The organism is Olsenella uli (genome assembly GCF_901212655.1).
In the GTDB taxonomy this organism is placed as follows: Bacteria; Actinomycetota; Coriobacteriia; order Coriobacteriales; family Atopobiaceae; genus Parolsenella; species Parolsenella uli_A.
Genome location: NZ_CAAKON010000022.1, coordinates 34,720 through 61,068, shown reverse-complemented (window position 1 = coordinate 61,068; position 26,349 = coordinate 34,720). Strand labels below are relative to the sequence as shown.

Below are 26,349 nucleotides of genomic sequence, written 5' to 3'. Positions count from 1 at the left end.
GCGCGCCACCACTTGGCTTGCGCAATCGCCCCGATTCATGGGCGGTACTCGGGTTGCGAGAATATGTGAAGGGTCGTCCTTGGGTGGCGGGCGCTCGAGGAGGGGGTGGCTACGGGTTGTGAGCGTTTAGGTGGCGGGCGCTCGAGGAGGGGGGTGGCTACGTGTTGTGAGCGTTTGAGGGCTGGCTGCTTATTGTGAGCGTTTAGGGAGGGTGGGCCGCTTATTGCGAGCGCGTGGGGCGGGCCTTGAAGGGATGGGCGCGGGCTTGCGACCACTTGGCTGGTTTCGGTTCGCATTGCGCTCACGCATGTCATTCAATATAAAGGCGGCGCCCGCCTGGGGCGCCGCCTTGTGGGCCGATGTGGTAATGCAGGGGTGCTCGCGTTGCATGAGAGCTCAATTGTTGGATGTAATTCCGTACAAGCCATGTGAGCGTGAGAGACGCGAGCGCCGAATATCCCGGTGCGTGGGCACCTGCAGCGTAAGGGAACGCAGGGGCCGGTTGCTTTGGTGTTCGGCACCCTGCGCCGCACGGGCGCCTGCATCGTAAGGGAACGCAGGAGCCGGTTGCTTTGGCGCTCGGCACCCTGCGCCGCACGGGCGTCACGTGAGAACAATCTCCGAAAGCCTAGGCCTCGGTGATCTCGCCCACGCCGTAGCCGGCATTGCGGACGACGGACTTGAGCGCGTCGGCGTCCACGACTTCCTTGGTGCGAACGAGCGCCTTGCCGTCCGTCAGGCTCACCTCGGCGTACATGCCGTCCTGGCCGTTGAATGCGTTGGCAACCTTGGTGGCGCAGTTATCGCAGCTCATACCCGTCACGGTCACGTTGTAGGCGTGGGTGTAGTGCGAGACGTCACGGTCCTTGGGGCCCTTGAGCTTGATGTTGCCGTCGGTGTCGCCGCAGCAGTCTCCGTGGCCGCCCTTGCGGATGTAGTTGCGCACCACGACCGCCATCGCAACGACGATGATGGCGAGAATGATGAAGTTCGAGATGTTTGGCATGACGAGCGCCTCCCTGACGACGGGTGCCCCCTGCACCCGTGTTGGCTATGGCTTACTTGCGCGCATGATTCTACTCCTTCGGCATGGCGGTGAATCATCGAGGCCCTGATTGCCGGCGCCCAGGCCGCAGGCTCGTTTTCGATTGCCGGGCACTCCGTGGAACTTCCCGATGCCGGCGCCGACCCCGGACAACCTTTCGCCGCAATCCCTGCGAGCTCGTTGGCTGACAGCTACGCCCGCGTATAGGTGACGAACTCGAAGGGAACCCCCTCGGTGGTGACGAGGGGGTTCCCTTCGTCATCCTTGCTCGCGATGTCGGAGACAACCCACGCGGGGTCCGTCTCGAGGTTGGGGAAGAAGGTGTCGGCCTCGCGCACGCAGTGGTCGCGTGTCACGATGGCGGCGCTGCAGAGGGGGAGCGCCTCGCGGTAGACCTGTCCGCCCCCGACGACCCAGACCTTTTCGTCGGGGGCGGACAGTGCCAGCGCCTCATCGAGCGAGCCGGCCGTCTCGACGCCCTCGCGCGCGAACGAGCGGTCGCGCGTGAGCACGATGTTGCGACGGTTCTTGAGCGGACGTCCGCCCGGAAAGCTCTCGAGCGTCCGGCGACCGAGCAGGACCGTGTGTCCCGTGGTGCAGGCAACGAAGTGGCGCATGTCGGCTTTGTTGCGCACGATCATGTCGCCATCGAGGCCAATGCCCCAATCGTCGCACGCGGCCACAATGGCAAACAGGTTCGGAAGCGGCTTGCGCTCTGACATGGCAATCCTTTCGTGACAGCGTCGCAAGTTAAGTTGCCTTGCAACAAAAAATGAGGTAGACGATTCTTCGCAGTGCGGAGAACGCCCTCTGGGCACCCTGCGCCTCTCCGCGCCGTGTGCGCTTGCTGGGCTGTCCCCTCGTTCGGCATTATTTCGCAGGAGCCGGAGGTGACTAAACCTCACCTCCGTGCGACCTCAGGACTGCCCGAGCCGGACGCGGGGGCGCAACCCCCGCGTGTGACCTACACCGCAATGGGGATGTTTCGCACCTGCGGTCCGTGCTGGTAGTTCTCCACGATCAGGTCGTCCGTCGTGAAGGCGTAGAAGTCGCGCTTCTCGGGATTGAGCGTCACGCGCGGGGCGGGGAACTGCTCGCGCCCGATGAGCTCGCGCACGATGTCTACGTGACGGTCGTAGATGTGTGCGTCGGCGATGACGTGCACGAGCTGCCCCGGAATCATCCCCACGTGGCGCGCCACCATCATGAGCAGGATGGCGTACTGGCACACGTTCCAGTTGTTGGCGGCGAGGATGTCTTGGCTCCTCTGGTTGAGCAGCAGGTTGAGGGTGGGAGCGGCATCTCCCCCGTGCTGCGTCACGTTATAGGTGCAGCTGTAGGCGCAGGGGTAGAGGTTCATCTCGGAGAGGTCGTGGAACACGTAGGTGTTCGTCATGATGCGACGCGAGTAGGGCGTGCGCCCGAGGTCGAACAGCACGCGGTCCATCTGGTCGAAGTCGCCCTCGGGGTAGTGGCTCTTCTGCGCGATCTGGTAGCCATACGCCTTGCCGATGGAACCCGACTCGTCGGCCCACTCGTCCCAGATGTGGCTCGCAAGGTCGTGGATGTTGTTGGACTTCTTCTGGTAGATCCACAGCACCTCGTCCATGCAGCTCTTGAGCGCGGTGCGCCGCAGCGTCAGCGCGGGGAACTCCTGGCGCAGGTCGTAGCGGTTCACGACGCCAAACTGCTTGATGGTGTAGGCCGGCGTTCCGTCCTCCCACTTCGGGCGCACCTTCTGGCCCTCGGTGGTGGTGCCGTTCTCGAGGATGTCCTCGCACATGGACACAAAGAGCTTGTCTGCCCTGCTCATAGGGCTCCTTTCGGGTCATGCGTAAAGCGGCGGGCCACCTGCTACAGTGCCCGCCGCAACGTCGGTCTTCTCTGGGGCTACCTGGAGGCGGCGGAGTCTCCGAGGGCGTTGGAGAGGTCGATGGCGATGGAGGTCACGTCGCTTGCCTCGGAGTCAAGGTCGTCAAGCTCGCTTGCCTTGTGGCCGCTGGGGGACTGCATGATGGCCACGATTTTGGCCATGTCCTCCCAGCGTTCGGCGGTGTCCTCCCGGGCCTCCTCGAGCTCGCCGTGGATGTCTTCCGCGTGCGTGCCCGTTGCCGCGGGCAGCGCCAGGCCGCGCACCGAGGCCTGCGTGTCCGAGCAGAGCTGAGCCAGCTGCTGGAGCTCAGAGGCACGGGTGGCGTCGTCGGTGGCAGACGCGGCGGCGCGGAGGTGAGACTGCGCGGCCGTGGTGGCGTCGCCGTCGATCTTGGCCAGCTGGCGCACGAAGTCTGCGACGGGAGCCTGCGAGCCCGCGTAGTCGCTTGCGAACACGTAGTCGTTCACGGACTCGTCAAAGCACCGGTAGTCGAAGTCGAGGACATTGTCTGCCGTGAGGTCTGCGTTTGATGAGCCGTAGCCATTGGCGTATCCGTTGCCGGCGCCGAGGCCGTTGTCGAGGTAACCGTCGGAGTTGCCGCCGAGCTGGTTCTGGCCACCATAATTGAGCTCGAGGCCCTGGTCCCTGATCTCATCCTCGATATCGGAGGCGACGCTGGCAAGCAGTCCCGTGAAGGCGAGGCTGGAGATGAGCGCGAGGGCGAGGACCGCGACCACGATGAGGTAGGGGGCTGCGCCTGACCTGTTGTCTGGCGAGGTGGTGGCGCTGGCACTCTCGATGACCTGCGGCGCGGGAGCGAGGTCGGCAGACTGCTGCGGCTGCGCCGTCTGCCCAGGCGTCTGGGCCTGCTGTGACGCCTGCTGCTGAGCGCCCTGCTGCGCCGCATGCGCACCTGCGGGAACCTGGGGCATCTGCGGCTCTGGCTTGGGCGAGCCCGAGTTTGCCTGCTGCTCCGGTGCCTGACCGGGGACCGGCTGCTGGCTGAACTCGTCTTTGCGCTCGTCTTCCATGGATGCCCCTCCCGTTGGCTGCGTGCCGTCCATTTTACAGGTGCATCTCGTCGAAGAGCTCGTCCCACGCCAGCCCGAGGGCGCGCACGGGCTCCTCGTCTGCCGGCAGCCAGGATACGGAGAGCAGGTTGTTGCGGTCGAGCCACCGCAGGGCCTCGTGCGCGATCATCTGGGGCTCCTGGCCGGATGCCGGAGCGCCCATGAAGAGCTCCATCGAGAGGTGGAAGTCTGGGTAGTCGTACTCAACCGAGGAGAACGGCCAGAGCACGCCGAGCTTGAGGCCCAGTTCCTCGGCGCATTCGCGCCGGACGGCGTCCTCGGGCTGCTCGCCCTCCTCGATCTTGCCGCCCGGGAACTCCCAGCCGTCCTTCATGGGTCCGTAGCTGCGCTGGGCTGCGAGGATTTTGCCGTCGTGGCAGATGATGGCGGCGGCAACGCGAACGATTGGCTTGCCTGGGCCGGTTTGCTGTGCCATGGGATTCCCTTCCCTTGGATACGTGGTTGCTGCGCTACGGCGCTTTGGGGCTACGCCTTGCAGGCAATGAGGGCACTTTTGCGGCGGCCGCGTTCCCTGGTGCTGCGGGGGCGCGCCCTGCATGCAATGAGGGTACACTAGCCCCGCCTTTGCCGCGGGGGCAAGGGACGCCCCCGGTCGCGGATGACTGCGGTGCGCATTGTTGGCGTGCCGACAAGGTAGCCCGCGCTCCGTTGCCGCGGATGGCTGCGAGGTGCGGGGGTCGTGCGAGTGCTGGCCGCAAGGAGCGAGGAAGACGCGGGGGAGGGCCATGGTTTCTGAGGCGACGCGCCGCGTCATGCAGGCCAACAAGTCAAAGAACACCAAGCCCGAGCTCAAGGTTCGTGCCGCTCTGCGCGAGGCGGGCCTCTCCGGCTACCGCCTCCACTGGAAGAAGGCTCCCGGCAAGCCAGACATCTGCTATCCGGGTCGCAAGGTGGCCATCTTCGTCAATGGCTGCTTCTGGCATCGCTGTCCCTACTGCGCCCTGCCAGACCCCAAGAGCAACGCCGCCTTCTGGGAGGCCAAGTTTGCCCGCAATCGTGCGCGCGATCGCAAGGACCGCGAGCTGCTCGTGGCTGCGGGCTGGACCGTCATCGTGGTGTGGGAGTGTCGGCTCAAGAAGGGGCGCTTCGCACATTCCATGGAGGCCATCGTGCACGAGGTGCGTCGCGCACAGGAGGTTCGCGACCATGCCCGGGCCCTGCGTAGGGGAGCGGCCCAGACAGCCGCCCCGCTGACCGGGCCGGATTTTGCCTGGACGCTCGAGGGGCGTGTCGTGGAAATTGGTTCCATGCCCGTCTGGCGGCGTGGACAATTCGCGGAGCGGCTCCGCATGCGTCATAGTGGTATGAGCAAATCCGGCCGTGCGCGCGGCGCGCGCACGCACGGTGCCGGGCGAAGGAAGTAGCTGCTCGCGCTGGCGTCGCCAGCCGGTGTCAGGGGAGGCATGCAATGGCGGTGTACGTCACATCGGATGCTCACGGACACGTGAAGGCGCTCGACGAGGTACTCAACGCCGCTTCGATTGGTAAGGACGACCAGCTCTTCGTTGTGGGCGACATGATCGACCGTGGCCCCGACCCCCTCGGCGTGGTCTCCCTCGTTCGCTCCCTGCCCAACGCCGAGGTGCTCATGGGCAATCACGAGCAGCTCATGCTCTCCGCGCTCTCCCGCTCCGGCGCGCCCAAGGACGGGGCCTTCGACACCTCGGGCTTTGGCCCTGAGGAGTTTGGCGACTGGACGGGCTGGATGCTCAATGGCGGCGGCGTGACGGCAACCCAGCTCGAGGCGTTGAGCCCGGAGGAGTTCGAGGACTTCGAGGCCTGGGTGCGCGCCCTGCCGCTCTTCAAGGTCGCCCAGACCTCGGACAGGGCCTATGCCATCGTGCATGCCGGCATCGACCCCAAGCGCTCGGCCGCCTGGCGCGGCGAGCACGAGGACGCGGACCTCTCTTGCACGGAAACCTTGGCCGAGCTCCTGGCTGCCCAGGACGCCGAGGACCTGCTTTGGATTCGCGAGGAGTTCTGGGGCGCCCCCACGGGACTCGTCGATGCCGAGGGGGCGGGCCCGGTGGTCATTGCCGGCCACACCCCCTCGCCTTACTTGAGCCTCTATGTGGACGACCCCAACCTCGTGTGCGCCACCGACGACGGCCATGGCATGATCGTGGAGGTTGGCGCCCGGGAGCTGACGGGCGGCATCGCAGACCGCGTCGACATCGACTGCGCTGCCGCCGGCGGCTTTGGCATCGGGCGTGTGGGCATCCTGCGCCTCGACGATCACAAGGCGTGGTACGCCGAGGTTCGGGAGGGCGAGTAGCGTGGCCAAGATCCGCACGCACGGATCGGCCGCCGTACCTGAGATTTGCTGCGAGCTCGCGAGAGACTTCATCCGGGGTGCAGTCCATGTCGAGGAGCTTCCGCACAAGTGGGTGAGGCCCTGGCGTTTTCTGCCAAGGCAGCGCCGCGCGCTCGAGAGCTGCCTGGCGTGGTATCCCGGCATCTACCGGCAGATGGTTGCCTGCACGGCGGGCGTGCGCCTCGAGTTCGAGACGGATGCCTCCGAGGTACTCGTGGAGCTGCGGGTAGACGAGGAGCCACGCGCCACGCGCAAGGTGCTCGAGGCGGTCGATGGCTCGGGGGCAAAACTGGCGCATGACGGCCTTTCCTACGACGTGGATGGCCGGCATGTGGCGCTTCCCATGCCGGAGCCTGGCGAACTCGCGGGCAACCCGCGCGAGGAGTGGGGACCGTCCGTGACCCTCGAGCTTGCCGATGGCGTGGATGCTGGGGGTCTTTTGCAGCTGCCCGGCTTTGGGGACGTGCATCGCGTGCGTCTCTGGCTGCCGGCGCTTCGTGGCTGTGAGCTTGGGCGCATTGCCGGCAACGGCACCTATGTGCGGCCTGTTGACCCTGCTACGGCCGCCTCTGGACAGGCAGACAAGAAGCCCGTTCGCCTGCTGGTGCTGGGCGATTCCGTGGCCCAGGGCTACGTTGCCGAGGACCCGGCGCTGGCGTGGCCCTCCCTCGTTGCCTCCCGCCTTGGCGCAGACCTTCTGAACCAGGGCGTTGGGGCCCAGGTCTTTCAGCCCACGGCGCTCATGGGCCTCGAGGGCATCGAGCCTCCCACGCTCGTGGTGGTGGCGCTGGGCGAGAACTATCGCTATGGGCGCTGCGGCGAGTGCGTCGTGCGGCGTGAGGTCGCCGAGTTCCTTGCTATGGTGGACCGCCTGTGGCCCGAGGCGGGGCTTGTGGTGCTGCCGCCCGCCCCGGCAAATGACAGCCAAATTGTGCGCGGAAGCTGCTATGCGCAGGTGCCCGACATCGTTGCTGAAGCCGCGGCGCGCCTGCGCTCCCAACGCGTCGCCGCCTGTCACGCGGCGCTCGCCATGGCGGAGAATCCTGCACTTGAGGGCTCTAAGCTCGTCTTCGACCCGGACGGACACCCCACTGCCGCCGGCGCCGAGGAGCTGGCGGGCGTAGTCATGGCTGCCATCGAGCAGCTCGAGTGCCGCTGCCTGCGCGACTTTGGGACCTTTGGCCGCTGCGGTGCGTGCGTCGTCACGGCGCCCGCTCCGGAGGCTGAGCCCGCGGCGGAGGAGCCCGAGCCCGCCGCTCTTGTGCTCTTCGACCTTCCCGCCGAGGAAGTGGCCCCAAAGCCCGCCCCCAAGCGCCGCCGCGCGAAGAAGAAGCCGGCAAAGAAGCGGATGGCCAAGGAGCCTGCCGGCGAGCCGGCGGCGTCTGCCGTGGGGCCTGCGGGAAACCTGCTAGTGGGAGTGTCCAAGGAGGAGCCCGCCGCCAAGCCCAAGAAGCGGCAGACGCGTCGGACCAAGAAAAATACCTCGAAAGTGCCCATCGATGAGCCGGCGGCGTCTGCCATGGAGCCTGAGGACCAGCTTGCCAACGGGACGATGAGACTGCCTCAGATGGACTCCGACGCAGAGTAAAAAACGACTTTACATGAATAGTGTGTCCATTTGGGAAATCGTTCGTAGATGAACAGTTTCCAATGGCCATCTCGTGCCTCTCGTGTTCACGCCAGGCCGCATGCTGAACATGCAAGTGTCAGCCTCTCGGTGAGAAGTGGTGGTGAACATGGGTACCAAACGCAGCAAGATTCAATGGACGGTGGCACTCGGTGCGGCAGGTGCGTGGTTCGGACAACATTGCGGTGCTGGCTTCGCCTCGGGTTTGCAGGAGATTTCCTTCTTCGTGAATGCGGGCTGGCTCTCGTTGCTCACGACGCTGGTGCCCATGACCATCATTGGGCTCAGCTTCTATTTCATTGGCGAGTTTGCCCGCCGCATCAAGGCGCGCAGCTACAAGGATGTGGCGCTGGCACTCTTCCCCAACCAGAAGTGGGCGGGCCGCGCGCTGCTGGCCCTGTTCGACCTCGTGGTGCTCTCAAGCGTCATCGTGACGAGTAGCACCACCATCGCCGGCGCCGGCACGCTGCTCAACCAGACGCTCGGCATCAACTATGTGCTGGCCACGGTGCTGTTCTCGGCGGCCATCGTGGTCATCTCGATGTTTGGCGCGCGCTTCCTCGCCAAGCTCAACCTGCCGCTCTCGATTGCGCTGGTGGGCAGCCTGCTAGTCATCGCGGTCTCCATCATCGGCGCCAACGCCGGTAATCTCGAGACCATCGTGAGCACTCGCGAGACCTTTGGCATGGGCACGGGCGACGCCCTCAAGAACATGGTGCTCTACACCTTCTTCCAGACGGGCTTCACGAGCGCCTACATCGCCATTGCCGGCCAGTTTGGCTGCAAGGAAGACAACAAGGTCATGGCCATCTCCGGCATCGTCACCAACACGGGCATGCTCGTGCTGGTAACGGCCGCGGTGCTCTCGGGCATGCCGGGCGTCGTGGGCGAGGACATTCCCATCCTCACCCTGGTGCAGCAGCACTTTGGCTCCGCGAGCCCGCTCTTTGGCTTCTACTCCCTGAGCCTGTTTTTGGCCTACATCTCCACGGCCGACGTCGTGGCGGCCACGTCGCGCTTTGGCGTGCTCTTCAACCCCAACGGCGGCCGTAACCAGGTGGTCATCGACGCGGTGCTTGGCATCGCGCTGCTCACGATCTCGCTCTTGCTGGCCCAGCTTGGCATTCAGACGCTCGTGAACCAGGGCTACAAGATGCTCGGCACGTTCCGTGGCCCGGTCTACCTCGCCGCCGGCCTCATCTTCTCGCCTCTGGCCATTCGTCGCCTCAAGCGGGGCGTCAAGGTGGAGGCTCCGGTTGTGGCGCCTGCCACGATCGAGGAGCTGCCTGTGTCGCCGGTGGGTGCCGACGTGGTCACCACGCTGGGCGTGGCTATTGCCGACGGCAAGGTTGTCGAGGTCTCCAACCTGGCCGAGGCGCGTGAGGTTGCGCGTGGGGCCCACGCGGTGGTGAAGGATGCCGCCGGCACGGTGAAGGCGGCAGGCTCTGCCGTGAAAGACGTGGCGGCGTCTGCCCCCGCGGCCGTGGCACATGCCGCCGCGGCATCCGTTGCCTCCACCGCGGCATCGCCCATCACTTCGGCGGCGGTGGCACATGCCGTGGTAGCGCCTGTCCCCGTGGCGACGCCCGTTGCGCCCAAGTCTGGCAAGCCGCCGCTTGTGTAAGGCCAGAACTCCGCCGCACGACCGGGCCCCGCTCGTCCCGACACCAGGGGCGTGCGGGGCTCTTTGGATGCGGCACATCCTCCCTTGCTCTTACATGAGGCTTGCATAGAACTCCTTGAGTTTGGATAGACTTTCCTCTTGTGTCCGATTATTTCTCGGTCGCACAAGGTGAAAGACAAGGTGAAAGCGCGGTCGAGGTTTGGCCGCTCGATGAGAGCCATGACTGCTGTTGCATGCTCGGTTGCGAGATGGGGTCGGTCGTGGCAACTCCGTATGTTTGGAGGCTCCACATGCAGGCAACCACAAAGAAGCTTGGTTCCCGCGCCCTCGAGGACGAGTTCAACGCAATCGTGCGCAAGCTGGACGGCGACAAGGGGGGACGCGAGCGCGCAGACGCCTACCTCGCGGGCACACATGCCCTCTACCACGGCGCCCCGACGCCCTGGGCCCTCACGCCCAAGGTCTTCGACGCGGCTACCACCAAGCTCCTGCGCGAGTCTGCCGAGACCATGGGCTCCATCATGGACAAGCTCACGCGTGCCTTCCGCAACAACGACGCCGTGCGCAACCAGTTTGCCCTCGATCCCGCCTTTGCTCGCCTCTGCTGCCTGGACACGGGCTATGAGCAGCAGATTCCTCTCGCCCGCGTGGACATCTTCCTCAACGAGGAGACGGGCGAGTTCCAGTTCTGCGAGCTCAACACGGACGGCTCGGCCGGCATGGTGACCACCGACGAGGTGACGCGCGCCGTGCGTCTCACGCCGTCGTTCCGCGAGTTCGAGCAGGCGCACCCCAACCTCAAGTCGTACGACATCTGCAATGCCTGGGCAGACGCCCTCATCGAGACCTACAAGGGTTGGTATGGCCCAGGCTTTCCCGACACCAACCCCGGCGAGGACTACACCTACGGCGACGAGACCATGAGCCTCGCCATCGTGGACTACAAGGAGAGCATCGACGAGGACGACGTGGCCCACTTCGTGTCGCTCTTCCGCGACCGCGGCGTGCACGCGCGCTTTGCCGACATCCGCGACCTGCGCATCGAGGAGGTCAAGCCCGGTCGCCTGCGCCTCGTCGACGCCGACGGTCCCATCGCCTGCGTTTGGCGTCGCGCCGTCACCGGTGAGCTCTGGGAGAAGCAGTGCGAGGGGCGCGACGCCCTCATTCGCGCGGCCGAGCAGAACATCGCCTGCGTCATCGGTGGCTTCCGCACCTGGCCGTGTGCCACCAAGACGGTCTTCGCCGTGCTCTGGAGCGATGCGATGGCCGATGTCCTCACGCCGGCCGAGATCGAGTTCGTTCACGCGCACGTGCCGTACACCGAGGTCATGGGTGCCGAGACGGACCTTGCGCGCTTCTCCGAGAAGGACAAGTGGATCGTGAAACCGAGCGGCGGCTACAACTCCGTGGGCGTGCTGGCCGGCCTTGACGCCACCGACGAGGTCTGGGCGGACGCGCTTGCCAAGACGGCCGAGCGCGGCGGCGTGATCCAGAGCTACGCGCCGCAGTACCGCACACCGGTTCTGCGCGGCACGCTTGTGGAGGGCGAGCACCGCGGCAAGCCGACCGACGCCGACGAGCTGGGCTTTGCGGACGCCTCCAACATGGAGGGCCTGTTTTTGTTCAACGGCAAGTTTGCGGGCGTGTACACGCGCTGCGGCTTTGCCAACACGATTGGCGAGTGGACGAGCCGCCTGAACATGGCGGCCTTCTTCGAGCGGTAGGCTCGGGCGAAGGGGCGAGGCTGGTCGCTCGGCTGAATTAATGTCAGACAGGTGGGGTAGAGTGCCCAAAAGACGAGGGGCGGTCTGCCTTGGGTCCGCCCAACGGAGGAGGGCTCATGTCTGACCGCATCAATCGTTGTGCGCCCGAGCTTGGCGAGGGGCTGTCGCCCGAGGTGGCGAGGGCCGTGCTGGAGCAGCGGGCCAACGGGCACCTCAGTCCCTATGCCACCGCCAACGCAGGGGCCATTCGCCGTCTGGACGCCGAGCGCGACCGCGATACCGCGGAGCGCCCGGCGTTCGTGCGTGACTCGGAGAAGATCATCCACCTGCCGGCCTACAACCGCCTGGCCGGCAAGACACAGGTCTTCTCCCTTCGTGCCAACGACGACATCTCGCGCCGCGGCCTGCACGTGCAGCTCGTGAGCCGCGTCGCGCGCGACATCGGCCTGTCGCTTGGTCTCAACCTTGACCTCATCGAGGCCATTGCCCTTGGCCATGATATCGGTCACACGCCCTTTGGCCATGCCGGCGAGCACTTCCTGAATGACGTGTACCACGCGCGCACGGGGCGTTGGTTCTTCCACAACGTCCAGAGCGTACGCGTGCTGGATGCGCTCTATGGGCGCAACCTCACCCTTCAGACCCTCGATGGCGTCATCTGCCACAACGGAGAGTGCGAGCGTCAGGTCTTCGAGACGAGCGGGCTCAACAGCTTCGACACCTTCGACCGCGTGGTGTCGGGCTGCTGGGAGACGGGGGAGGGCGCAATCGGGCGCCTTCGCCCCATGACGCTCGAGGGGTGCGTCGTGCGCGTGAGCGACATCATCGCCTACGTCGGCAAGGACCGCCAGGATGCCATCGCCGCCGGGCTCGTGACGCCCGACGCATTCGACGACGGCCTCGGTGGTGCCTACAACTCCTGGGCGCTGGGGGCGTTCATCTCAGACGTGGTGGAGCACAGCTTCGGCCATGACCACATCGAGATGAGTGAGGCGGCGTTTGCCGAGATGCGCCGCGCCAAGCGCGAGAATTACGAGAAGATCTACAACGCGAGCGAGATGACCGGCGAGCTTGCGAACGAGGTGGCCGAGCTCTTCGCCCGCGTGTATGAGCGCATGCTTGCGGACCTTGAGACGGGGGACGAGACGAGTCCCATCTTCCGTCACCACATCTTCGACATCGAGCGCGCGCTGGGCTACTACGGTAAGACCTACGACTGGGAGTCGAGTCCAGACCTCACGGTGGTGGATTACATCTCCTCGATGACGGACGACTACTTCGTGGCCCTGTGCGAGTGGCTGTTCCCAGAGTCCGAGAGGGTGTTTCGGCGCCGGGGCTACTTCCGCTGATGCCCGATGCCCTCGCCCCGTACGCATCATCCAAAATGTCGTACAATAGTTCGATAACGGAGGGACAGGAGATTTGTAATCGGTGGAGAGGGTATTTCCACGGTGACATTTCGTTGTATTGCTAGAAGTTCGGATGATTGCTCGCTATGGATACTCTCTTCTCTGAAGTCGAGCGCTACAAGCGCAACATGAATGCCCCGCTCGCCGTGCGCATGCGCCCCCAGACGCTTGCCGAGTACGTGGGCCAGGGGCAGGCCGTGGGGCCCGGCTCGTGGCTGCGTCGCGCCATTGAGCACGACGTGCTCTCGAGCGTGATTCTCTACGGGCCCGCCGGCACGGGCAAGACCACCCTTGCCCGCATCATCGCCAACACCACGCACGCGGAGTTCGTGGAGGTCAGCGCCATCACGGGCACGGTCAAGGACCTCCGCCGCGAGATCGACGCGGCAGAGAGCCGCCTCATGACGCGTGGCGTGCGCACAATCCTGTTCGTTGACGAGATCCACCGCTTCAGCCGCTCCCAACAGGACGCCCTGCTTCACGCAGTTGAGGACCGCATCGTCATCCTCATCGGCGCTACTACCGAGAACCCCTACTTCGAGGTGAACTCGGCGCTCATCAGCCGCAGCCGCGTGGTGGAGCTCCAGCCGCTCGATGATGGGGCCATCGCCGAGCTCGTTCGCCGTGCGGTGACGAGCGAGCACGGGCTTGCCGGCGCGTTTGCGCTGGAGGATGACGCATTGGCCGAGATTGTGCAGCTGGCAGGGGGAGACGCACGCGCGGCGCTCACCTCTCTGGAGCTTGCGAGCCAGATGGCGCTGCCGGCCAAAGGTGCCTCCGATGCGGCGGAGCTCGTGGCAGACGGCGGCTCGCGTGACGTCATCGCTTCCGGTGGCGGGGAGGTGCCTGGAGCCGGCGCCGACGTCTCTGAGACTGCGGGGCCCCGCGCCCGCACGGCGGGTCCCGCGCGCCTCGTCATCACGCGCGAGCACGTGCTGGAGGCCAATCCCCGCCGCGGGCTCCCGTATGACAAGTCTGGCGACATGCACTACGACATCATCTCGGCCTTCATCAAGTCGATGCGCGGCAGTGACCCAGACGCCGCGGTCTACTGGCTCGCGCGCATGATCGATGCCGGCGAGGACCCCAAGTTCATCGCCCGGCGCATCCTCATCTGCGCCTCCGAGGACATTGGCAACGCAGACCCGCAGGCCATCCTTGTGGCCGAGGCGGCGTTCAAGGCGGCCGAGGTCATCGGCTACCCCGAGTGCCGCATCAACCTCGCGCAGGCTGCCGAGTACCTGGCGCTGGCTCCCAAGTCGAACTCTGCCGAGTCCTCCATCGACGCGGCGCTTGCCGAGGTGCGCCACGGGCCGCGCCGCGAGGTGCCCAACTACCTGCGCGACCGCCATCGTCCGGGCTCTGACTCCTATGGTCCCTACCTCTACCCACACGACTATCCGGAGGGCTGGGTGGAGCAGCGCTACCTGCCAGAGGGCCTTGAGCGCGGGGCCTTCTGGAAGCCCACGCGCGGCTGGGAAGCCTGGCGCGTGGAGACCTGCCAGCGGGACCGACAGGGTCGCGGGCGCTCGGCAGGCGCGTAGGCCGATTTGTGCCCGGGCGGGTAGAATGGTGTGCACACGTGCAAGATAGCCGGCCCCAAAATGCTGCGGCCGGCCTTAGTCTGAGTGCTTTGGAGGAAGTTGATGGAACCGCTGACGATTGCCCTCATCGTGCTGGTTGTGGTTGGCGTTTGGGCCGTGGTCGAACTTGCCTTGGTGCTGCGGCGCACGCGCAAGAGCGTGGGCGAGCTTACCGAGTCCGTAAACGGCACGCTCGACGAGCTCCGCCCCGTCATCACCAAGCTCGACGGAGCCGCCGACGAGCTCGTTCCTGCCTCCAAGCGCATCGAGCCCATCCTCGAGAAGGCCGCCACCTCGGTGGACCTCGTGAACGTGGACCTCGTCCGCATCGAGAGCATCCTCTCCGACGTGGGCACCGTCACCGACACGGGCGCCCGTGCGTCCAACGCCGTGACCGGCGCCGTCGACGCGGTGGCCTCCGGTGTGGCTGGGGCCGTGGGCCGCGTCGCCGGCAAGGTTGCCGGGGGCGCCAAGTCGCAGGCCAAGCTCGGGGACGTGGCAAAGCACGGGCGCCTTGAGGCCGCGGGTGCCACGGCTCAGGCTAGGCCCGAGGCTTCCGAGCAACCCGTTGAGCGGGTCTCCGGCGACGCCGGGTACTTCACCTATCCGGTGGATGCCGAGGGTGGGGCCGTTCCCTCTGCGGATGCTGCCGCCGATGGTGTTGCCGACAGTGCGAACGAATAGAGGTTACAACATGCAAGAAGCTACAGATTCCAAGGTCGTTCGCTTGTCAGTGCCTGCCGAACCCTCCTATGCCAGGCCGGTTCGCATGTTGGCGGCAAACCTCGCCGTTCTCGCCGGCCTCTCGCTTGAGGCCGTCGAAGACGCCCGCATGGCCGCCGAGGAGGGCTTCGTGTGGTGCTGCGCCACGAAGCCCCAGATCTGCGACGTCACGTTCTCCGGCGTAGAGGGCACTCTTGCGATGGAGTTCTCGCTTGGCGAGGCAGAGCTGCCCGAAGACGACCAGACCTCGGCCTATGCTGAGCTCATCCTCACCGCGGTTTGCGATGAGTGCGTGATGGACCGCAAGGCCGGCACACTCAGACTCAGAAAGAGTACGGATGTCATCGATGCCCAGTGATCGCATAGACGCCAACGAGAAGGGTGCCGTCGCACCCGGTGTTTTGGCCGACGCTCCCCTGGAGGGAGACGCTGTGGCCCCTCGCGCCGGACAGCAGGCTCCCGCGGAGGGCGGCGCAGCTTCGCATGAGGGTGCCAGCGCTGGCGACAAGGACGCCGCCGCGCGCGCCCGTGCCGCGGCGCGCCATGCCGCCCAGGCCAAGTTCAAGGAGGCACCCGCGCCGCCCAAGGGCCGCCTGGCGTGGGACAAGGCACGCACGCGCGACCTCTTTGCCAAGTACCGTGCGGGTGACGAGACCGCGCGCGACGAGCTCATCATGAGCCACCTCAACCTCGTTCGCTTCCTCGCGAGCAAGTTCAAGAACAGGGGAGAGCCCCTCGACGACCTTATCCAGGTGGGCACCATCGGCCTCATAAAGGCCATCGACCGCTTCGACCCCGAGCGCGGCCTCGAGTTCACCACGTACGCCACGCCCACCATCCTCGGCGAGATCAAGCGCCACTTCCGCGACAAGGGCTGGAGCGTGCGCGTGCCGAGGCGCCTGCAGGAGCTCTCCGCCAAGGTGAACCAGGCTACGGACCAGCTCACCAAGGACCTGCAGCGCTCGCCCTCCACCGAGGAGGTGGCCGAGCGCCTGAACGTCTCGGTAGACGAGGTGCTCGAGGCCATCGAGTCTTCCAGCGCCTACAGCTCGGTGCCGCTGGAGGCAGGCGGCTCGGACGAGGACGACGCGCCTGCGGTCATCGACCACTATGCGAGCGTGGACGAGGACCTTGCCGCTTCCGACACGCGTATGGTCATCGCGGACGCCCTCCACGAGTTCTCCCCGCGCGAGCGCGAGGTGCTCAAGATGCGCTTTCACGACGGCCTCACGCAGGCGGAGATCGCCAAGCGCCTTGGCGTCTCCCAGGTGCAGGTCTCGCGTTTGCTGCGACGCACGCTGCGCAAGGTCCAGGACAAGATCGACCCCGAGGGGCTCATGTCATGAGCGGGCAGGCGGGCAGGCACGACTACGAGCGGGCGCGCCTGGTGGCCGTCCGCGCCTGGGCTGTCGTGGGCTGCGTGGCCGTCTTTGTGATCTGCGTGCGCGCGCTCGGCATGGTGGGCGCCGCGCTCGAGAGCGTGCTCGTCGGCGCCATCGTGGGCTTCATCATGAGCGCCATCACCAACCGCCTCGAGCGCCTCGGCGTGGGACGGGCGCTCGGGGCGCTCGTCTCGCTCGCCGTTATGGTGGCGGTGGGGGCGGGCGTCCTTCTGTGGCTGCTCCCGTTTTTCTTCGACCAGCTCGTGCAGCTGCTGGGCCGTATCCCCGGCTACCTGGGACAGCTCCAGCCCATGGTGAAGGGGCTCGCTGACTCCTACGGCGGCGGTGGCTCGTCGCAGCTCCAGACCTCTGCGCAGGGCTTCGTCGAGGGACTCTCCAGCGTAGGCAGCCGCATGGCGGGAGACCTTGCCTCCCTGCTCTCCGGCGGCATCATCCCCAACATCATGGGCTTCGCCAACGGCGTCGTGATGTTCTTCCTCGGCCTCGTCATGGCCTACTGGTTCGCCAAGGACTACCCGGTCATCTTCCGCGAGCTCGGCGTCATCGTGGGCCCGCGCCACGCCGACGACCTCGCGCTTCTGCTCACGGTGCTCAGCCGCTCGATGGGCGGCTACATGAGCGGCGTGGTGGTTACCTCGGTGGTGAACGGCGTGCTCATCTTCGTGTGCCTCACGGTGGTGAGCCACCCCTACGCGGGCCTCATGGCCATCCTCACGTCCATCCTGCACTTCATTCCCGTCGTGGGGCCCATGTGCTCGGCGGCGCTCGCCACGTTCATCGCGCTGTTCACGAGCCCGGTCATGGCGCTCTGGACGCTCGTGCTCTGCGTCGTGGCCCAGAACGTGACCGACAACCTCGTGAGCCCACTCGTCATGCGCTCGGCCGTGCGCATCCACCCTGCCATGAGCCTCATCGGCATCACGGTGGGCGCGAGCCTGGGCGGTGCCCTGGGCATGGCGTTCGCCATCCCACTCACGGCGGCCGTCAAGGGCGTGTTCATCTACTACTTCGAGACCCGTACCGGCCGCCAGCTCGTGAGCTTCGACGGGGCGTTCTTTCGGGGCACGCCCTACCACCACGCCGATGGCACACCAGTGCCCTCCGTCGACGCGGTCGACGACGAGCGGTTCCCGGCGAGCACACGTCTCATCGCGGTAGACGAGATGCGTGATGTGGCGCCGGACGTCAAGGCCGAGTCCCGGCACGAGCCGCTTGCCAGGCGCGTGCGGGAGCGACTGGGCCACAGACGGGACAAATAGGCGGTGCGGGTGCCTTGCGAGTCTCGGGAGAGGGGATCTCCGGAGGGGTCCGAACGCCCGACAGGTCCTTGAGGGCCCCGCGGGCGCCCTACAGGTCTTCGAGTCTGCCGTGGCGCTCGTAGCGGCTGATCCTGGCGATGCAGTTCTCGCCGTCCACGAATACCACGCGCGGCTTGGAGGAGCGTGCCTCCACCTCGTCCATCTGGGCATAGCACATGATGATGACCTTGTCGCCCACGTCCACGAGGTGTGCGGCGGCGCCGTTCAGGCAGATGATGCCGCTGTCGGCCTCGCCCGAGATCACGTAGGTCTCCAGGCGGGTGCCGCGCTCGACGTCGGCTACCTGGACGCGCTCGTACTCATGGATGCCTGCGGCATCCATGAGGGTCTGGTCGATGGTGATCGAGCCCACGTAGTCGACCTCGGCCTGGGTGACCGTGGCGCGGTGGATCTTGCCCTTGAGCATCGTGAGAAGCATGGCTTCGACTCCTTGTCGTGTGTGGGCCGCCTGCGGTTGCCCGCCGGCGGCATATGTGCGGGCCGCTCGGATGTGGCCCCTCAGCCGTCTTTGCGTCCAGACGGGTCCGCCTGGTCGCGGCCTCGCCGTGCCACCTGCCTCACCGCATCGGTGAGCAGGCGATAGATCTCGCGGTCGCTTCCCTCGAGCACGTCGAGGTGCCTAGCGATGGTGGCCTTGTCGCCGCGGGCGGCGGGTCCGGTGAGCGCGCGGGCGACGCCGTCTCGAGCGACGTGGCGCGCGTTGCCCTCGAAGAGCGGGGCGAGCGCGACCTCGGCCTGGCCGGTGGGCCAGCCGGCGCGCTCGAGCTCCGCCGCGGCGCGCGCGTAGAGGCCCGCCACGAGGTTCGAGGCCATGACCGCAGCCGCGTGGTAGCGTGCCTTCTCCTCCGAGCGCACGCGTCCGCACCTGGCGCCCCGCGCGGCCAGGAGGCGCTCCATGAGGGCGCAGGCCCTCTCGTCGCCCTCGACCGAGAACCAGGCGTGGGCGAGCTCCTGCCAGCATCCGAAGCGCGAGCTCACGGCATAGAGCGGATGGACCGAGCAGGCCCGTGCCCCTAGCTCGTGCGCCCCCGTGAGCACGTTCGCGGGAAGCGCCCCGGAGCAGTGCGCCACGACCTTGCCTGCAAGCGAGAGCTTGCCTGCCCGCGCCGCGTCGGCGACTTGCTCCCAGGCCGGGGCGATCTGTGCGTCGGGGGTGGTGACGACGAGGACGTCCGCGGCACATGCCGCGTCGGCGGCGGAGTCAAACGCCACGCCGCCCGCGAACTCGGCCGCCTCGAGCGCGTGTTCGGGCGTCCTGCTGAAGAAGCCGACCACCTCGCAGGGGGCAGGGTCGGGGGCGCCCGTGGGCTGGCCCTCCTCTGCCGAGGCCGCGTCCCCGGCGCGAGCGTCGGCAAGGAAGCGGGCGAGAGAGCAGCCCACCTTGCCGGCGCCGACGAAGGCGAGCCTGAGCGGGCGCGCGTCCTGTCGCGTCTCGCCCACGCTAGGCCGCAGGGTCGAAGATGAAGTTGTCGATGAGGCGGGTCTTGCCCACGTAGACGGCGATGGCACAGAGCACGGGGCGCCCCTCGATGCGCTTGACCTGCACGATGTCGTCGAGGTCGACCATCTTCACGTAGTCGATGCGGGCCAGCGGCTCTGCCTCGATGATCTCGCGCATGCGCGCGAGCACGGGCTCGGCCTCGCGCTCGCCCTCCTCCACCATCCTCTGGCCGGCGAAGATGGCGCGCGACAGGCACAGGGCCGCGGTGCGCTCCTCGGCGGAGAGGTAGGTGTTACGCGAGCTCTTGGCCAGCCCGTCGGCCTCGCGCACGATGGGGCAGCCCACGACCTTCACGTCAAAGTCGAGGTCGCGCACCATGCGACGGATGACGGAGAGCTGCTGGGCGTCCTTCTGGCCAAAGTAGGCGCGGTCGGGCTTGACGATGTTGAAGAGCTTGGAGACCACGGTGCAGACGCCGCGGAAGTGGATGGGGCGCGAGAGGCCGCAGAGCTCGTGGGTAAGGGCGTCCATGTTCACGTAGGTGCAGGCGTTCGGCGCGTACATCTCGGAGGGGTCCGGGTGGAACACGAGCGCCGCGCCCGCCTCCTCACACAGGGCGCAGTCACGCCCGAAGTCGCGCGGGTAGCTCTCGAGGTCCTCGCCCGCGCCGAACTGCGTGGGGTTCACGAAGTCCGACACCACCACGCGGTCGTTCTCGGACGCCGCGCGGACGATGAGGCTCTTGTGCCCCTCGTGCAGGTATCCCATCGTGGGGACGAGCCCCACCGTGAGGCCCTCGCGCCTCCACGCCTTGACCTGGGCGCGAACCTCGGCCTTCGTCGTTGCCGTCTGCATGGCTAGACCTCCCTGATCTCGTCCATGACGGACGCGTCGATCTTGAACCCGTTTTCCGCCGCGGGGAAGCTCCCGTCCTCGACCGCGGCCGCATAGTCGTGATAGGCGTCGCGGATGACCTGTCCCACCTGGGCGAAGTTGCGAACGAACCTGGGCTTGAAGCCGCCGGTGGTCATGCCGAGGAGGTCCTGGCACACGAGGACCTGGCCGTCGCAGTCGGCGCCGGCGCCGATGCCAATCGTGAAGCAGGAGGTGAGGCGCTCGGTCACATAGGCGGCGAGCTCGCTTGGCACGCACTCGAGCACGACGGCGAAGGCGCCCGCGCGCTCGACGGCGAGCGCGTCGTCGACGAGGCGACGGGCCGCCTCGACGGTCTTGCCCTGAACCTTGAAGCCGCCGAAGGCGTTGGAGGACTGCGGGGTCATGCCGATGTGACCCACGACGGGGATGCCGGCGTTCACGATGGCACGGATCTGCGCCTCGACGCGGGTGCCGCCCTCGAGCTTCACCGCCTGGCAGCAGCCCTCCTTCATGAGGCGGGTGGCGCTTGAGAGGGCCTGCTCGGGCGAGCCCTGGTACGTTCCGAACGGGAGGTCTCCCACGACGAAGGTGTCGTGGGTCGCCCGCGTCACCGCGCGGGTGTGGTGGACCATGTCGTCAAGGGTCACCGGGATGGTGTCCTCGTAGCCGAGCATGGTCATACCCAGCGAGTCGCCCACGAGGATCATGTCGATGCCCGACTCCTCCACCAAGGTCGCCATGGTGTAGTCGTAGCTGGTGACCATGGTCACCCTGTGGCCCTCGCCGACCTTCTTGGCCAGTGAGAGCACCGTATTGCGTGCCATATGCGTCCTTTCATCCCGCCCGTCTCATTACGGGTCGGTTCTGGGAAATGCGGCATCATTGTACGCGCGGCAGCCGCCCGCGCCACGAGAAAACGCCGGCTCCACATCGGGGCCCGAACCCCGGGTGCGGCCCGGCCAGGCGTGGCGCGCGGTGGCCCGCAAATGATGCCAGCATCCGTCCATCAATTTGGGTGACCGACGTCTTCCCGCCGGGCGCGGCATGGGCGAGCGCTACAATTTCGAAGATTGTGCAGGAGCGTGCCCGGACATGCCGCCTTGGCGTCTCCCAGGTGCAGGTCTCGCGTTTGCTGCGACGCACGCTGCGCAAGGTCCAGGACAAGATCGACCCCGACGTCGTGATGTCCAAGCCCTAGCGCGGGCCATGTTGCGAGCAGGTGGCCCGTCCCGTGTTCTCGGACTATTGGGTCGAGGCTATTGCCCGCGCGAATTGGCGAGTCATGTGGGTCTGTGGCTCCGCCCCAAGCATAGGCACATGCAAAAGAAGGCCCGCATCCTGCGAGGGATGCGGGCCTGCTGCCTTGCGGTGCCTGAGCGCCTGTGCACATGTTGCGCCTGAACCTTTGTGGCGCCTGGGAGCTTGAGCGCAGACCGCCTGGGCGCGCGTGGCACCTGAGCGCATGGGGCGTGCCGTCGGCCCAGGTCGACGGCACGGGGGCGATGCTACTTCTTGATCCAGGAGAACATGGAGCGGACGCGCTCGCCGGTCTTCTCGATCGGGTGCTCGTTGATGGCCTCGCGCTGCTCGAGCAGCCACTGTGGCCGTTGTTGCAGTCGTCAACGAACTCCTGGGCGAAGGAGCCGTCCTGAATGCGGCGCAGGATCTCCTTCATGGCCTTGCGGGATTCCTCGTTGATGACCTTGGGGCCGGCGTAGTACTCGCCGTACTCGGCCGTATTGGAGATGGAGTAGTTCATGAAGTGGATGCCGCTCTCGTACATGAGGTCCACGATCATCTTCATCTCGTGGTAGACCTCGAAGTAGGCCAGCTCCTCGGGGTAGCCGGCCTCGGTGAGGGTCTCGAAGCCCGCCTTGATCATCTCAACGAGGCCGCCGCAGAGCACGGCCTGCTCGCCGAAGAGGTCCTCCTCGGTCTCATCCTTGAACGTGGACTTGATGAGGCCGGAGCGCGCGCCGCCGAGACCCCAGGCGTAGCTCATCGCGATGTCCCAGGCGTCGCCCGTGGCATCCTGCTGCACGCAGACCAGGTCGGGCACGCCGGAGCCCTCGGTGTACTGGCGGCGCACGATGTGGCCCGGGCCCTTGGGGGCAACCATGATGACATTGACGTCCGCGGGCGGCTTGCTATAGCCGAAGTGGATGTTGAAGCCGTGGGCGAAGGCGAGGGTGTCCCCCGGCTTGAGGTGCTTTTCGATGTGCTCGGCGTAGACCTTGGGCTGGGTCTCGTCCGGCGTCAGGATCATGATGACGTCGGCCTCCTCGGCAGCCGTGTCCATGTCGACGACCTTGAGGCCGGCCTCGCGCGCCTTCTCGGCGGAGGCGGAACCCTCGCGCAGGCCAACGCGCACGTCGACGCCGGAGTCCATGAGGTTGAGCGCGTGGGCGTGGCCCTGCGAGCCATAGCCGATGATGGCGACCTTCTTGCCCTGGATGACCTCGGGCTTGCAGTCGTTCTCGTAGTAGATCGTGACGGCCATTCGTGTGCTCCTTCGTGTCGATCGGGGCATCGTGTCCCCTTGACTGCTATGAAAACCGCCGAGTGGCGGGTGGTGCCTGTTCTTAACCTCCGGATGGCGGGTGGTTTCGGCGAGCGCTCCGGGGCGGCGAGGCCGACATCAAGCCGGACGCGCCGGACGGCGCTAGTCGTGCCCGCCGCGGCTCATGGCAATCTTGCCGGTGCGGGTGAGCTGGCGGATGCCGTAGCCGCGGAAGAGGTCCTCGAGGGCGTCGAGCTTGCTCGTGGAGCCCGTGGCCTCGATGGTGAGGGTGCTCTTGCCCACGTCCACGATGTTGGCGCGGAACACGTTGGTGATCTCGATGACCTCGTGCCTGCGCTCGGGGGAGACCATCACCTTGAACAGGACGAGCTCGCGCTCCACGGTATCTGTGTCGGTGAAGTCGCTCACCTTGTAGACGCTCACGATCTTGTGGAGCTGCTTGGTGATCTGCTCAAAGCCCATCTTGTCAGCCTCGACGATGACGGTCATGCGCGAGAGGCCCTCGTCTTCCGTGGGTGCCACCGTGAGCGACTCGATGTTGAATCCGCGGCGGCTGATCATACCGGTGACGCGCGAGAGCACGCCGCTCTTGTTCTCGACGAGAACGGAGAGGATGTGGCGCATCCTACTCACCTCCCTTGCGTACGTGGGTGCCCGACGCATTGGCCTTGGCGTGCAGCGCACCCTCGCCGAAGCCCTTCTCGGAGACGCGGACGCCGCCGAGCTTCACGAAGTCCGGGTTGGCGGCGAGCTCGGTGAAGGCGTAGCGCTCGTGGTAGAAGAGCCGCTGCCACTGGTGCACCATGCCCAGGGCGCGGTTGTCCAGGATGAGGACCTTCACGGCCACGCCCTGGATGGCGGCGGTGGCCATCTCCTGGGAGTTCATCTGGAAGGAGCCGTCACCCGCCACGCAGACCACCTGGTCCTCCGGGCAGCCCACCTTGGCGCCGATGGCCGCGGGGAAGCCGAAGCCCATCGTGCCCAGGCCACCGCTGGAGATGAAGGTGCGGGCGTGCTCGCGGTGGATGTTCTGATGAGCCCACATCTGGTGCTGGCCCACCTCGGTGGTGACGACACTCGCCTCGGGGTCGAGCTTCTCGGAGAGCTTGGAGAGCACCACCTCGGGCGCGATCTTGTCCGGGTAGTCGGCGAAGTCCTCGGTGTAGAAGGGCCAGCGCTCGCGCCACTCGAACACCTCGCGGGTCCAGTCCCCGCACGCCGCGTGCGCGTCGATCTTCTCGAGGCGCTCGTTGATGGCGCCCAACACCACGCGGGCGTCGCCCACGATGGGGGCGGCCGGGTCGATGACCTTGCCGATCTCGGCTGGGTCGATGTCGATGTGGATGACCTTGGCGTTTGGGGCAAACTCGGAGACCTTGCCGGTCACGCGGTCTGAGAAGCGCGCACCCACGGCGATGAGCAGGTCGCACTCCATGACGGCCATGTTGGCGTACTTGGAGCCGTGCATGCCCACGGGCCCCAGGTTGAGCGGATTGGAGCAGCGCATGGCGCCCTTGCCCATAAGGGAGGTCACCACGGGAATCTGCATGCGCTCGGCGAGGTCGGTGAGCTCCACGCAGGCGTGGCTCGCCACGATGCCGCCGCCGGCGTAGATGAGCGGGCGCTTGGCGGCCTCGATAAGCTTCACGGCCTGGCGCACCTGCTTGGCGTTGCCCTTGTAGGTGGGGCGATAGCTGGGGATGGTCACCGTGTCGGGATAGTGGAACACCATCTCGGAGCCCGAGAGGTCGCTTGGGATGTCGATGAGGACGGGGCCGGGACGGCCGGTGCTGGCGATGTAGAAGGCCTCGCGGAAGGTGCGGGTGAGGTCGTCGGTGGACTGCAGCAGGAAGCTGTGCTTCACCACCGGCATCGTGATGCCCACGATGTCGGCCTCCTGGAAGGCGTCCGTGCCGATGACGCCGCGCGTGACCTGGCCCGTGATGACCACCATGGGCACGGAGTCCATGAAGGCGGTGGCGATGCCGGTGACGGTGTTGGTGGCGCCGGGGTCGCTCGTGACGAGCACTACGCCCACTTTGCCCGTGGCGCGGGTGTAGCCGTCGGCCATGTGCGCCGCGCCCTGCTCGTGACGGGCGAGCACGTGATGGATTTTCTTGGAGTCATAGGGCACGTCGTAGATCTTGATGGCCTGGCCGCCGGGGTAGCCAAAGATCGTGTCCACGCCCTCGGCCTCCAGGCTCGCGATGATGGCCTGGGCGCCGGTCATGGTCTTTCCCTCGTGCTCCGTGTTGCTGCCGAGGCCAAAGGGATGGCCCTCGATTGCGCAGCGCTTGCGGTCGAGCCGTTCCTCGAGCGTCATCATGAGAGGTAAGCCCCCTTGTCTGCGGACGTGACGAGCTTCGCGTAGCGCGAGGGCACGCCGTGGGTGTACTTGGGTGCGGGCGGCTGCCAGGCAGCGCGGCGCCGGGCGAGCTCGTCGTCGGACACCTCGAGCGTGAGCGAGCCGGCCTCGAACCAATTCGCGTGAAACCCGCCCGCATGATAGGAGCCGCCATGGCAGACATGCTCACGCTTGAGGCCTTTGAGGAGGCCTCCGAGAAGGTCCGCGAGGTCACCCAGGACACCAAGCTCATCGAGAGCCCCAGCTTCTCCGCCGCCTGCGGCAACCGCGTCTGGCTCAAGCCGGAGAACAAGGTGGAGCGCACGAAGGCCTACGGCGCCGAGGTCGTCCTCAAGGGTGACGTCTACGACGAGGCCTGCGACTACGCCCTCCAGCTTGCCGAGGGGCGCGGCCTCACCTTCGTGCATCCCTTCAACGACCCCGTTGTTGCCACGGGCCAGGGCACCATCGCCATGGAGATCGTCCAGGAGCTGCCGCTCGTGGACGTCATCCTCGTGCCTGTGGGCGGCGGCGGTCTCGCCACGGGCGTCTCGACCTTCGTGAAGCAGTACAACCCCAAGGTCAAGGTCATCGGCGTGGAGCCGTCGGGCGCCCCCAGCCTCACGGCCGCGCTCGACGCGGGCCATCCCGTGCGCCTGCCCTCGGCAAACACCATTGCCGATGGCACGGCCGTCCTCGAGGTGGGCGACAGGGTCTACCCGTACCTCGAGCAGAGCCTCGACGACGTCATCCTCGTGGATGACGCGGAGCTCGTGGTGGCCTTCCTCGACATGGTCGAGAACCACAAGATGATCGTCGAGAACTCCGGCCTGCTCACGGTGGCCGCGCTCAAGCACCTGCCGGCGGAGAACAAGCGCGTGGTGTCGATCCTCTCCGGCGGCAACATGGACGTCATCACGATGAGCTCGGTGGTGCAGCACGGCCTCATCCGCCGCGGTCGCATCTTCACGGTGAGCGTGCTCCTGCCGGACCGTCCGGGCATGCTCGTGAAGGTGGCGAGCATTATCGCCGAGCAGAGCGGCAACGTGATCAAGCTCGAGCACAACCAGTTCGTGAGCACCAACCGCAACGCCGCCGTGGAGCTGCCTACCACCATCGAAGCCTACGGCGAGGAGCACAAGGCCCAGATCATCGCCGCGCTCGAGGCCGCCGGCTTTGGCCCCTCGGTGGTCCAGACGTCGCTGTAGCAGCCGCGCGGTCGGCGTGTTGCTTGCGACGTGGCATGCCGCTCGCGATGCGCCGTGCGCCGTCTGGTGACGCCGGACGCCCGTCCACAGGCGCGGAGTTCGCGTGTGGGCGGGCGCCTGCTTTTTGCCCCGCCGCGGTGCCGTAGTACACTGATTCGGTTTGAACAGAACGTAGCTCCCGCGCGGCCGCGCCGCCGGGGGATGAACCGAGCCGCAGGGGAGAC

Annotated in this window: 24 protein-coding genes and 2 pseudogenes; 13 read left to right on the top strand and 13 right to left on the bottom strand. The window is 66.6% G+C overall.

Translation table 11 applies throughout. The features are described 5' to 3' along the window. Positions 1–628: 628 nt before the first annotated feature. From EFAMC2_RS04895 to EFAMC2_RS04875, 5 genes are all read right to left on the bottom strand, one after another. Entirely contained in the window at positions 629–1,006 is a 378-nt protein-coding gene (locus tag EFAMC2_RS04895) for a heavy-metal-associated domain-containing protein (protein WP_154027666.1), read from the bottom strand. A gap of 230 nt (positions 1,007–1,236) precedes the next feature. Next, positions 1,237–1,767: a dihydrofolate reductase gene (locus EFAMC2_RS04890; RefSeq protein WP_261980091.1), complete on the bottom strand. Its 531-nt coding sequence runs from the start codon at positions 1,765–1,767 to the stop codon at positions 1,237–1,239. Positions 1,768–2,009: 242 nt separating this feature from the next. Next, a complete protein-coding gene (thyA, locus tag EFAMC2_RS04885; protein WP_154027664.1) occupies positions 2,010–2,858 on the bottom strand; it encodes a thymidylate synthase in 849 nt (282 codons plus the stop codon). A 77-nt stretch (positions 2,859–2,935) separates the two neighbouring features. After that, positions 2,936–3,949 (bottom strand): hypothetical protein, encoded by a 1,014-nt coding sequence (locus EFAMC2_RS04880; protein WP_154027662.1) that lies wholly within the window; start codon positions 3,947–3,949, stop codon positions 2,936–2,938. Between the two features lie 34 nt (positions 3,950–3,983). Beyond that, positions 3,984–4,424, bottom strand: coding sequence for a (deoxy)nucleoside triphosphate pyrophosphohydrolase (locus tag EFAMC2_RS04875; protein WP_154027660.1), 441 nt, complete (start codon positions 4,422–4,424; stop codon positions 3,984–3,986). A gap of 310 nt (positions 4,425–4,734) precedes the next feature. Between EFAMC2_RS04875 and EFAMC2_RS04870 the strand changes: the two genes are divergently transcribed. From EFAMC2_RS04870 to EFAMC2_RS04820, 11 genes are all read left to right on the top strand, one after another. Beyond that, a complete protein-coding gene (locus EFAMC2_RS04870; RefSeq protein WP_154027658.1) occupies positions 4,735–5,373 on the top strand; it encodes a very short patch repair endonuclease in 639 nt (212 codons plus the stop codon). A gap of 44 nt (positions 5,374–5,417) precedes the next feature. Next, the gene (locus tag EFAMC2_RS04865) at positions 5,418–6,284 is read left to right on the top strand and encodes a metallophosphoesterase family protein (RefSeq protein WP_154027656.1); all 867 of its coding nucleotides are present in this window, start codon (positions 5,418–5,420) and stop codon (positions 6,282–6,284) included. A gap of 1 nt (position 6,285) precedes the next feature. Next, the gene (locus tag EFAMC2_RS04860) at positions 6,286–7,911 is read left to right on the top strand and encodes an SGNH/GDSL hydrolase family protein (protein ID WP_154027654.1); all 1,626 of its coding nucleotides are present in this window, start codon (positions 6,286–6,288) and stop codon (positions 7,909–7,911) included. Between the two features lie 148 nt (positions 7,912–8,059). Beyond that, positions 8,060–9,574, top strand: a complete 1,515-nt coding sequence (locus EFAMC2_RS04855) for a hypothetical protein (RefSeq protein WP_187325154.1) — start codon at positions 8,060–8,062, stop codon at positions 9,572–9,574. A 290-nt stretch (positions 9,575–9,864) separates the two neighbouring features. Continuing rightward, entirely contained in the window at positions 9,865–11,298 is a 1,434-nt protein-coding gene (locus EFAMC2_RS04850) for a hypothetical protein (RefSeq protein WP_154027652.1), read from the top strand. Positions 11,299–11,414: 116 nt separating this feature from the next. Beyond that, positions 11,415–12,647 (top strand): deoxyguanosinetriphosphate triphosphohydrolase family protein, encoded by a 1,233-nt coding sequence (locus EFAMC2_RS04845; RefSeq protein ID WP_154027650.1) that lies wholly within the window; start codon positions 11,415–11,417, stop codon positions 12,645–12,647. Between the two features lie 146 nt (positions 12,648–12,793). Then, entirely contained in the window at positions 12,794–14,251 is a 1,458-nt protein-coding gene (locus EFAMC2_RS04840; protein WP_154027648.1) for a replication-associated recombination protein A, read from the top strand. 102 nt (positions 14,252–14,353) lie between these two features. Beyond that, complete coding sequence (locus tag EFAMC2_RS04835) at positions 14,354–14,974, top strand: hypothetical protein (RefSeq protein WP_154027646.1); 621 nt, start codon at positions 14,354–14,356, stop codon at positions 14,972–14,974. 85 nt (positions 14,975–15,059) lie between these two features. Next, positions 15,060–15,371, top strand: a complete 312-nt coding sequence (locus EFAMC2_RS04830) for an ATP-binding protein (protein WP_261980090.1) — start codon at positions 15,060–15,062, stop codon at positions 15,369–15,371. Between the two features lie 235 nt (positions 15,372–15,606). Next, complete coding sequence (locus tag EFAMC2_RS04825) at positions 15,607–16,359, top strand: SigB/SigF/SigG family RNA polymerase sigma factor (RefSeq protein WP_154027674.1); 753 nt, start codon at positions 15,607–15,609, stop codon at positions 16,357–16,359. Beyond that, positions 16,356–17,675 (top strand): AI-2E family transporter, encoded by a 1,320-nt coding sequence (locus tag EFAMC2_RS04820; RefSeq protein ID WP_154027642.1) that lies wholly within the window; start codon positions 16,356–16,358, stop codon positions 17,673–17,675. The genes EFAMC2_RS04825 and EFAMC2_RS04820 overlap by 4 nt, the downstream gene beginning before the upstream one ends. An 88-nt stretch (positions 17,676–17,763) precedes the next feature. On the opposite strand, the gene panD is transcribed toward EFAMC2_RS04820, so the two are convergent. From panD to panB, 4 genes are all read right to left on the bottom strand, one after another. After that, complete coding sequence (gene panD, locus EFAMC2_RS04815; RefSeq protein ID WP_154027640.1) at positions 17,764–18,153, bottom strand: aspartate 1-decarboxylase; 390 nt, start codon at positions 18,151–18,153, stop codon at positions 17,764–17,766. 80 nt (positions 18,154–18,233) lie between these two features. After that, positions 18,234–19,175, bottom strand: coding sequence for a Rossmann-like and DUF2520 domain-containing protein (locus EFAMC2_RS04810; RefSeq protein WP_187325153.1), 942 nt, complete (start codon positions 19,173–19,175; stop codon positions 18,234–18,236). A gap of 1 nt (position 19,176) precedes the next feature. Further along, complete coding sequence (gene panC / locus EFAMC2_RS04805; protein ID WP_154027636.1) at positions 19,177–20,031, bottom strand: pantoate--beta-alanine ligase; 855 nt, start codon at positions 20,029–20,031, stop codon at positions 19,177–19,179. Between the two features lie 2 nt (positions 20,032–20,033). Continuing rightward, positions 20,034–20,876, bottom strand: coding sequence for a 3-methyl-2-oxobutanoate hydroxymethyltransferase (gene panB, locus EFAMC2_RS04800; RefSeq protein ID WP_154027634.1), 843 nt, complete (start codon positions 20,874–20,876; stop codon positions 20,034–20,036). A gap of 272 nt (positions 20,877–21,148) precedes the next feature. Between panB and EFAMC2_RS10315 the strand changes: the two are divergent. Continuing rightward, positions 21,149–21,250: pseudogene (locus tag EFAMC2_RS10315) on the top strand (RNA polymerase sigma factor SigF); the annotation flags it as partial. Between the two features lie 307 nt (positions 21,251–21,557). Here the strand turns inward: EFAMC2_RS10315 and ilvC are convergent. From ilvC to EFAMC2_RS10445, 4 genes and pseudogenes are all read right to left on the bottom strand, one after another. Then, a pseudogene (gene ilvC / locus EFAMC2_RS04790) lies at positions 21,558–22,552 on the bottom strand (ketol-acid reductoisomerase). A gap of 162 nt (positions 22,553–22,714) precedes the next feature. After that, positions 22,715–23,197: an acetolactate synthase small subunit gene (gene ilvN, locus EFAMC2_RS04785; protein ID WP_154027672.1), complete on the bottom strand. Its 483-nt coding sequence runs from the start codon at positions 23,195–23,197 to the stop codon at positions 22,715–22,717. 1 nt (position 23,198) lies between these two features. Further along, positions 23,199–24,899: a biosynthetic-type acetolactate synthase large subunit gene (gene ilvB, locus EFAMC2_RS04780; RefSeq protein WP_154027632.1), complete on the bottom strand. Its 1,701-nt coding sequence runs from the start codon at positions 24,897–24,899 to the stop codon at positions 23,199–23,201. Next, entirely contained in the window at positions 24,896–25,024 is a 129-nt protein-coding gene (locus EFAMC2_RS10445; protein WP_315985353.1) for a hypothetical protein, read from the bottom strand. Before EFAMC2_RS10445 ends, ilvB begins: the two co-directional genes overlap by 4 nt. A gap of 66 nt (positions 25,025–25,090) precedes the next feature. Here EFAMC2_RS10445 and EFAMC2_RS04770 point away from each other — a divergent pair, with 66 nt between their 5' ends. Then, on the top strand, positions 25,091–26,125 hold the full coding sequence (locus EFAMC2_RS04770; protein WP_154027630.1) for a threonine ammonia-lyase: 1,035 nt from the start codon (positions 25,091–25,093) through the stop codon (positions 26,123–26,125). Positions 26,126–26,349: the final 224 nt, after the last annotated feature.

What these genes read in the sequence shown, in the direction of transcription:
- EFAMC2_RS04895 (WP_154027666.1), bottom strand. Translation starts at nt 1,006, where the DNA reads ATGCCAAACATCTCGAACTTCATCATTCTCGCCATCATCGTCGTTGCG.
- EFAMC2_RS04890 (WP_261980091.1), bottom strand. Translation starts at nt 1,767, where the DNA reads ATGTCAGAGCGCAAGCCGCTTCCGAACCTGTTTGCCATTGTGGCCGCG.
- thyA (WP_154027664.1), bottom strand. Translation starts at nt 2,858, where the DNA reads ATGAGCAGGGCAGACAAGCTCTTTGTGTCCATGTGCGAGGACATCCTC.
- EFAMC2_RS04880 (WP_154027662.1), bottom strand. Translation starts at nt 3,949, where the DNA reads ATGGAAGACGAGCGCAAAGACGAGTTCAGCCAGCAGCCGGTCCCCGGT.
- EFAMC2_RS04875 (WP_154027660.1), bottom strand. Translation starts at nt 4,424, where the DNA reads ATGGCACAGCAAACCGGCCCAGGCAAGCCAATCGTTCGCGTTGCCGCC.
- EFAMC2_RS04870 (WP_154027658.1), top strand. Translation starts at nt 4,735, where the DNA reads ATGGTTTCTGAGGCGACGCGCCGCGTCATGCAGGCCAACAAGTCAAAG.
- EFAMC2_RS04865 (WP_154027656.1), top strand. Translation starts at nt 5,418, where the DNA reads ATGGCGGTGTACGTCACATCGGATGCTCACGGACACGTGAAGGCGCTC.
- EFAMC2_RS04855 (WP_187325154.1), top strand. Translation starts at nt 8,060, where the DNA reads ATGGGTACCAAACGCAGCAAGATTCAATGGACGGTGGCACTCGGTGCG.
- EFAMC2_RS04850 (WP_154027652.1), top strand. Translation starts at nt 9,865, where the DNA reads ATGCAGGCAACCACAAAGAAGCTTGGTTCCCGCGCCCTCGAGGACGAG.
- EFAMC2_RS04845 (WP_154027650.1), top strand. Translation starts at nt 11,415, where the DNA reads ATGTCTGACCGCATCAATCGTTGTGCGCCCGAGCTTGGCGAGGGGCTG.
- EFAMC2_RS04840 (WP_154027648.1), top strand. Translation starts at nt 12,794, where the DNA reads ATGGATACTCTCTTCTCTGAAGTCGAGCGCTACAAGCGCAACATGAAT.
- EFAMC2_RS04835 (WP_154027646.1), top strand. Translation starts at nt 14,354, where the DNA reads ATGGAACCGCTGACGATTGCCCTCATCGTGCTGGTTGTGGTTGGCGTT.
- EFAMC2_RS04830 (WP_261980090.1), top strand. Translation starts at nt 15,060, where the DNA reads ATGTTGGCGGCAAACCTCGCCGTTCTCGCCGGCCTCTCGCTTGAGGCC.
- EFAMC2_RS04820 (WP_154027642.1), top strand. Translation starts at nt 16,356, where the DNA reads ATGAGCGGGCAGGCGGGCAGGCACGACTACGAGCGGGCGCGCCTGGTG.
- panD (WP_154027640.1), bottom strand. Translation starts at nt 18,153, where the DNA reads ATGCTTCTCACGATGCTCAAGGGCAAGATCCACCGCGCCACGGTCACC.
- panC (WP_154027636.1), bottom strand. Translation starts at nt 20,031, where the DNA reads ATGCAGACGGCAACGACGAAGGCCGAGGTTCGCGCCCAGGTCAAGGCG.
- panB (WP_154027634.1), bottom strand. Translation starts at nt 20,876, where the DNA reads ATGGCACGCAATACGGTGCTCTCACTGGCCAAGAAGGTCGGCGAGGGC.
- ilvN (WP_154027672.1), bottom strand. Translation starts at nt 23,197, where the DNA reads ATGCGCCACATCCTCTCCGTTCTCGTCGAGAACAAGAGCGGCGTGCTC.
- ilvB (WP_154027632.1), bottom strand. Translation starts at nt 24,899, where the DNA reads ATGATGACGCTCGAGGAACGGCTCGACCGCAAGCGCTGCGCAATCGAG.
- EFAMC2_RS04770 (WP_154027630.1), top strand. Translation starts at nt 25,091, where the DNA reads ATGGCAGACATGCTCACGCTTGAGGCCTTTGAGGAGGCCTCCGAGAAG.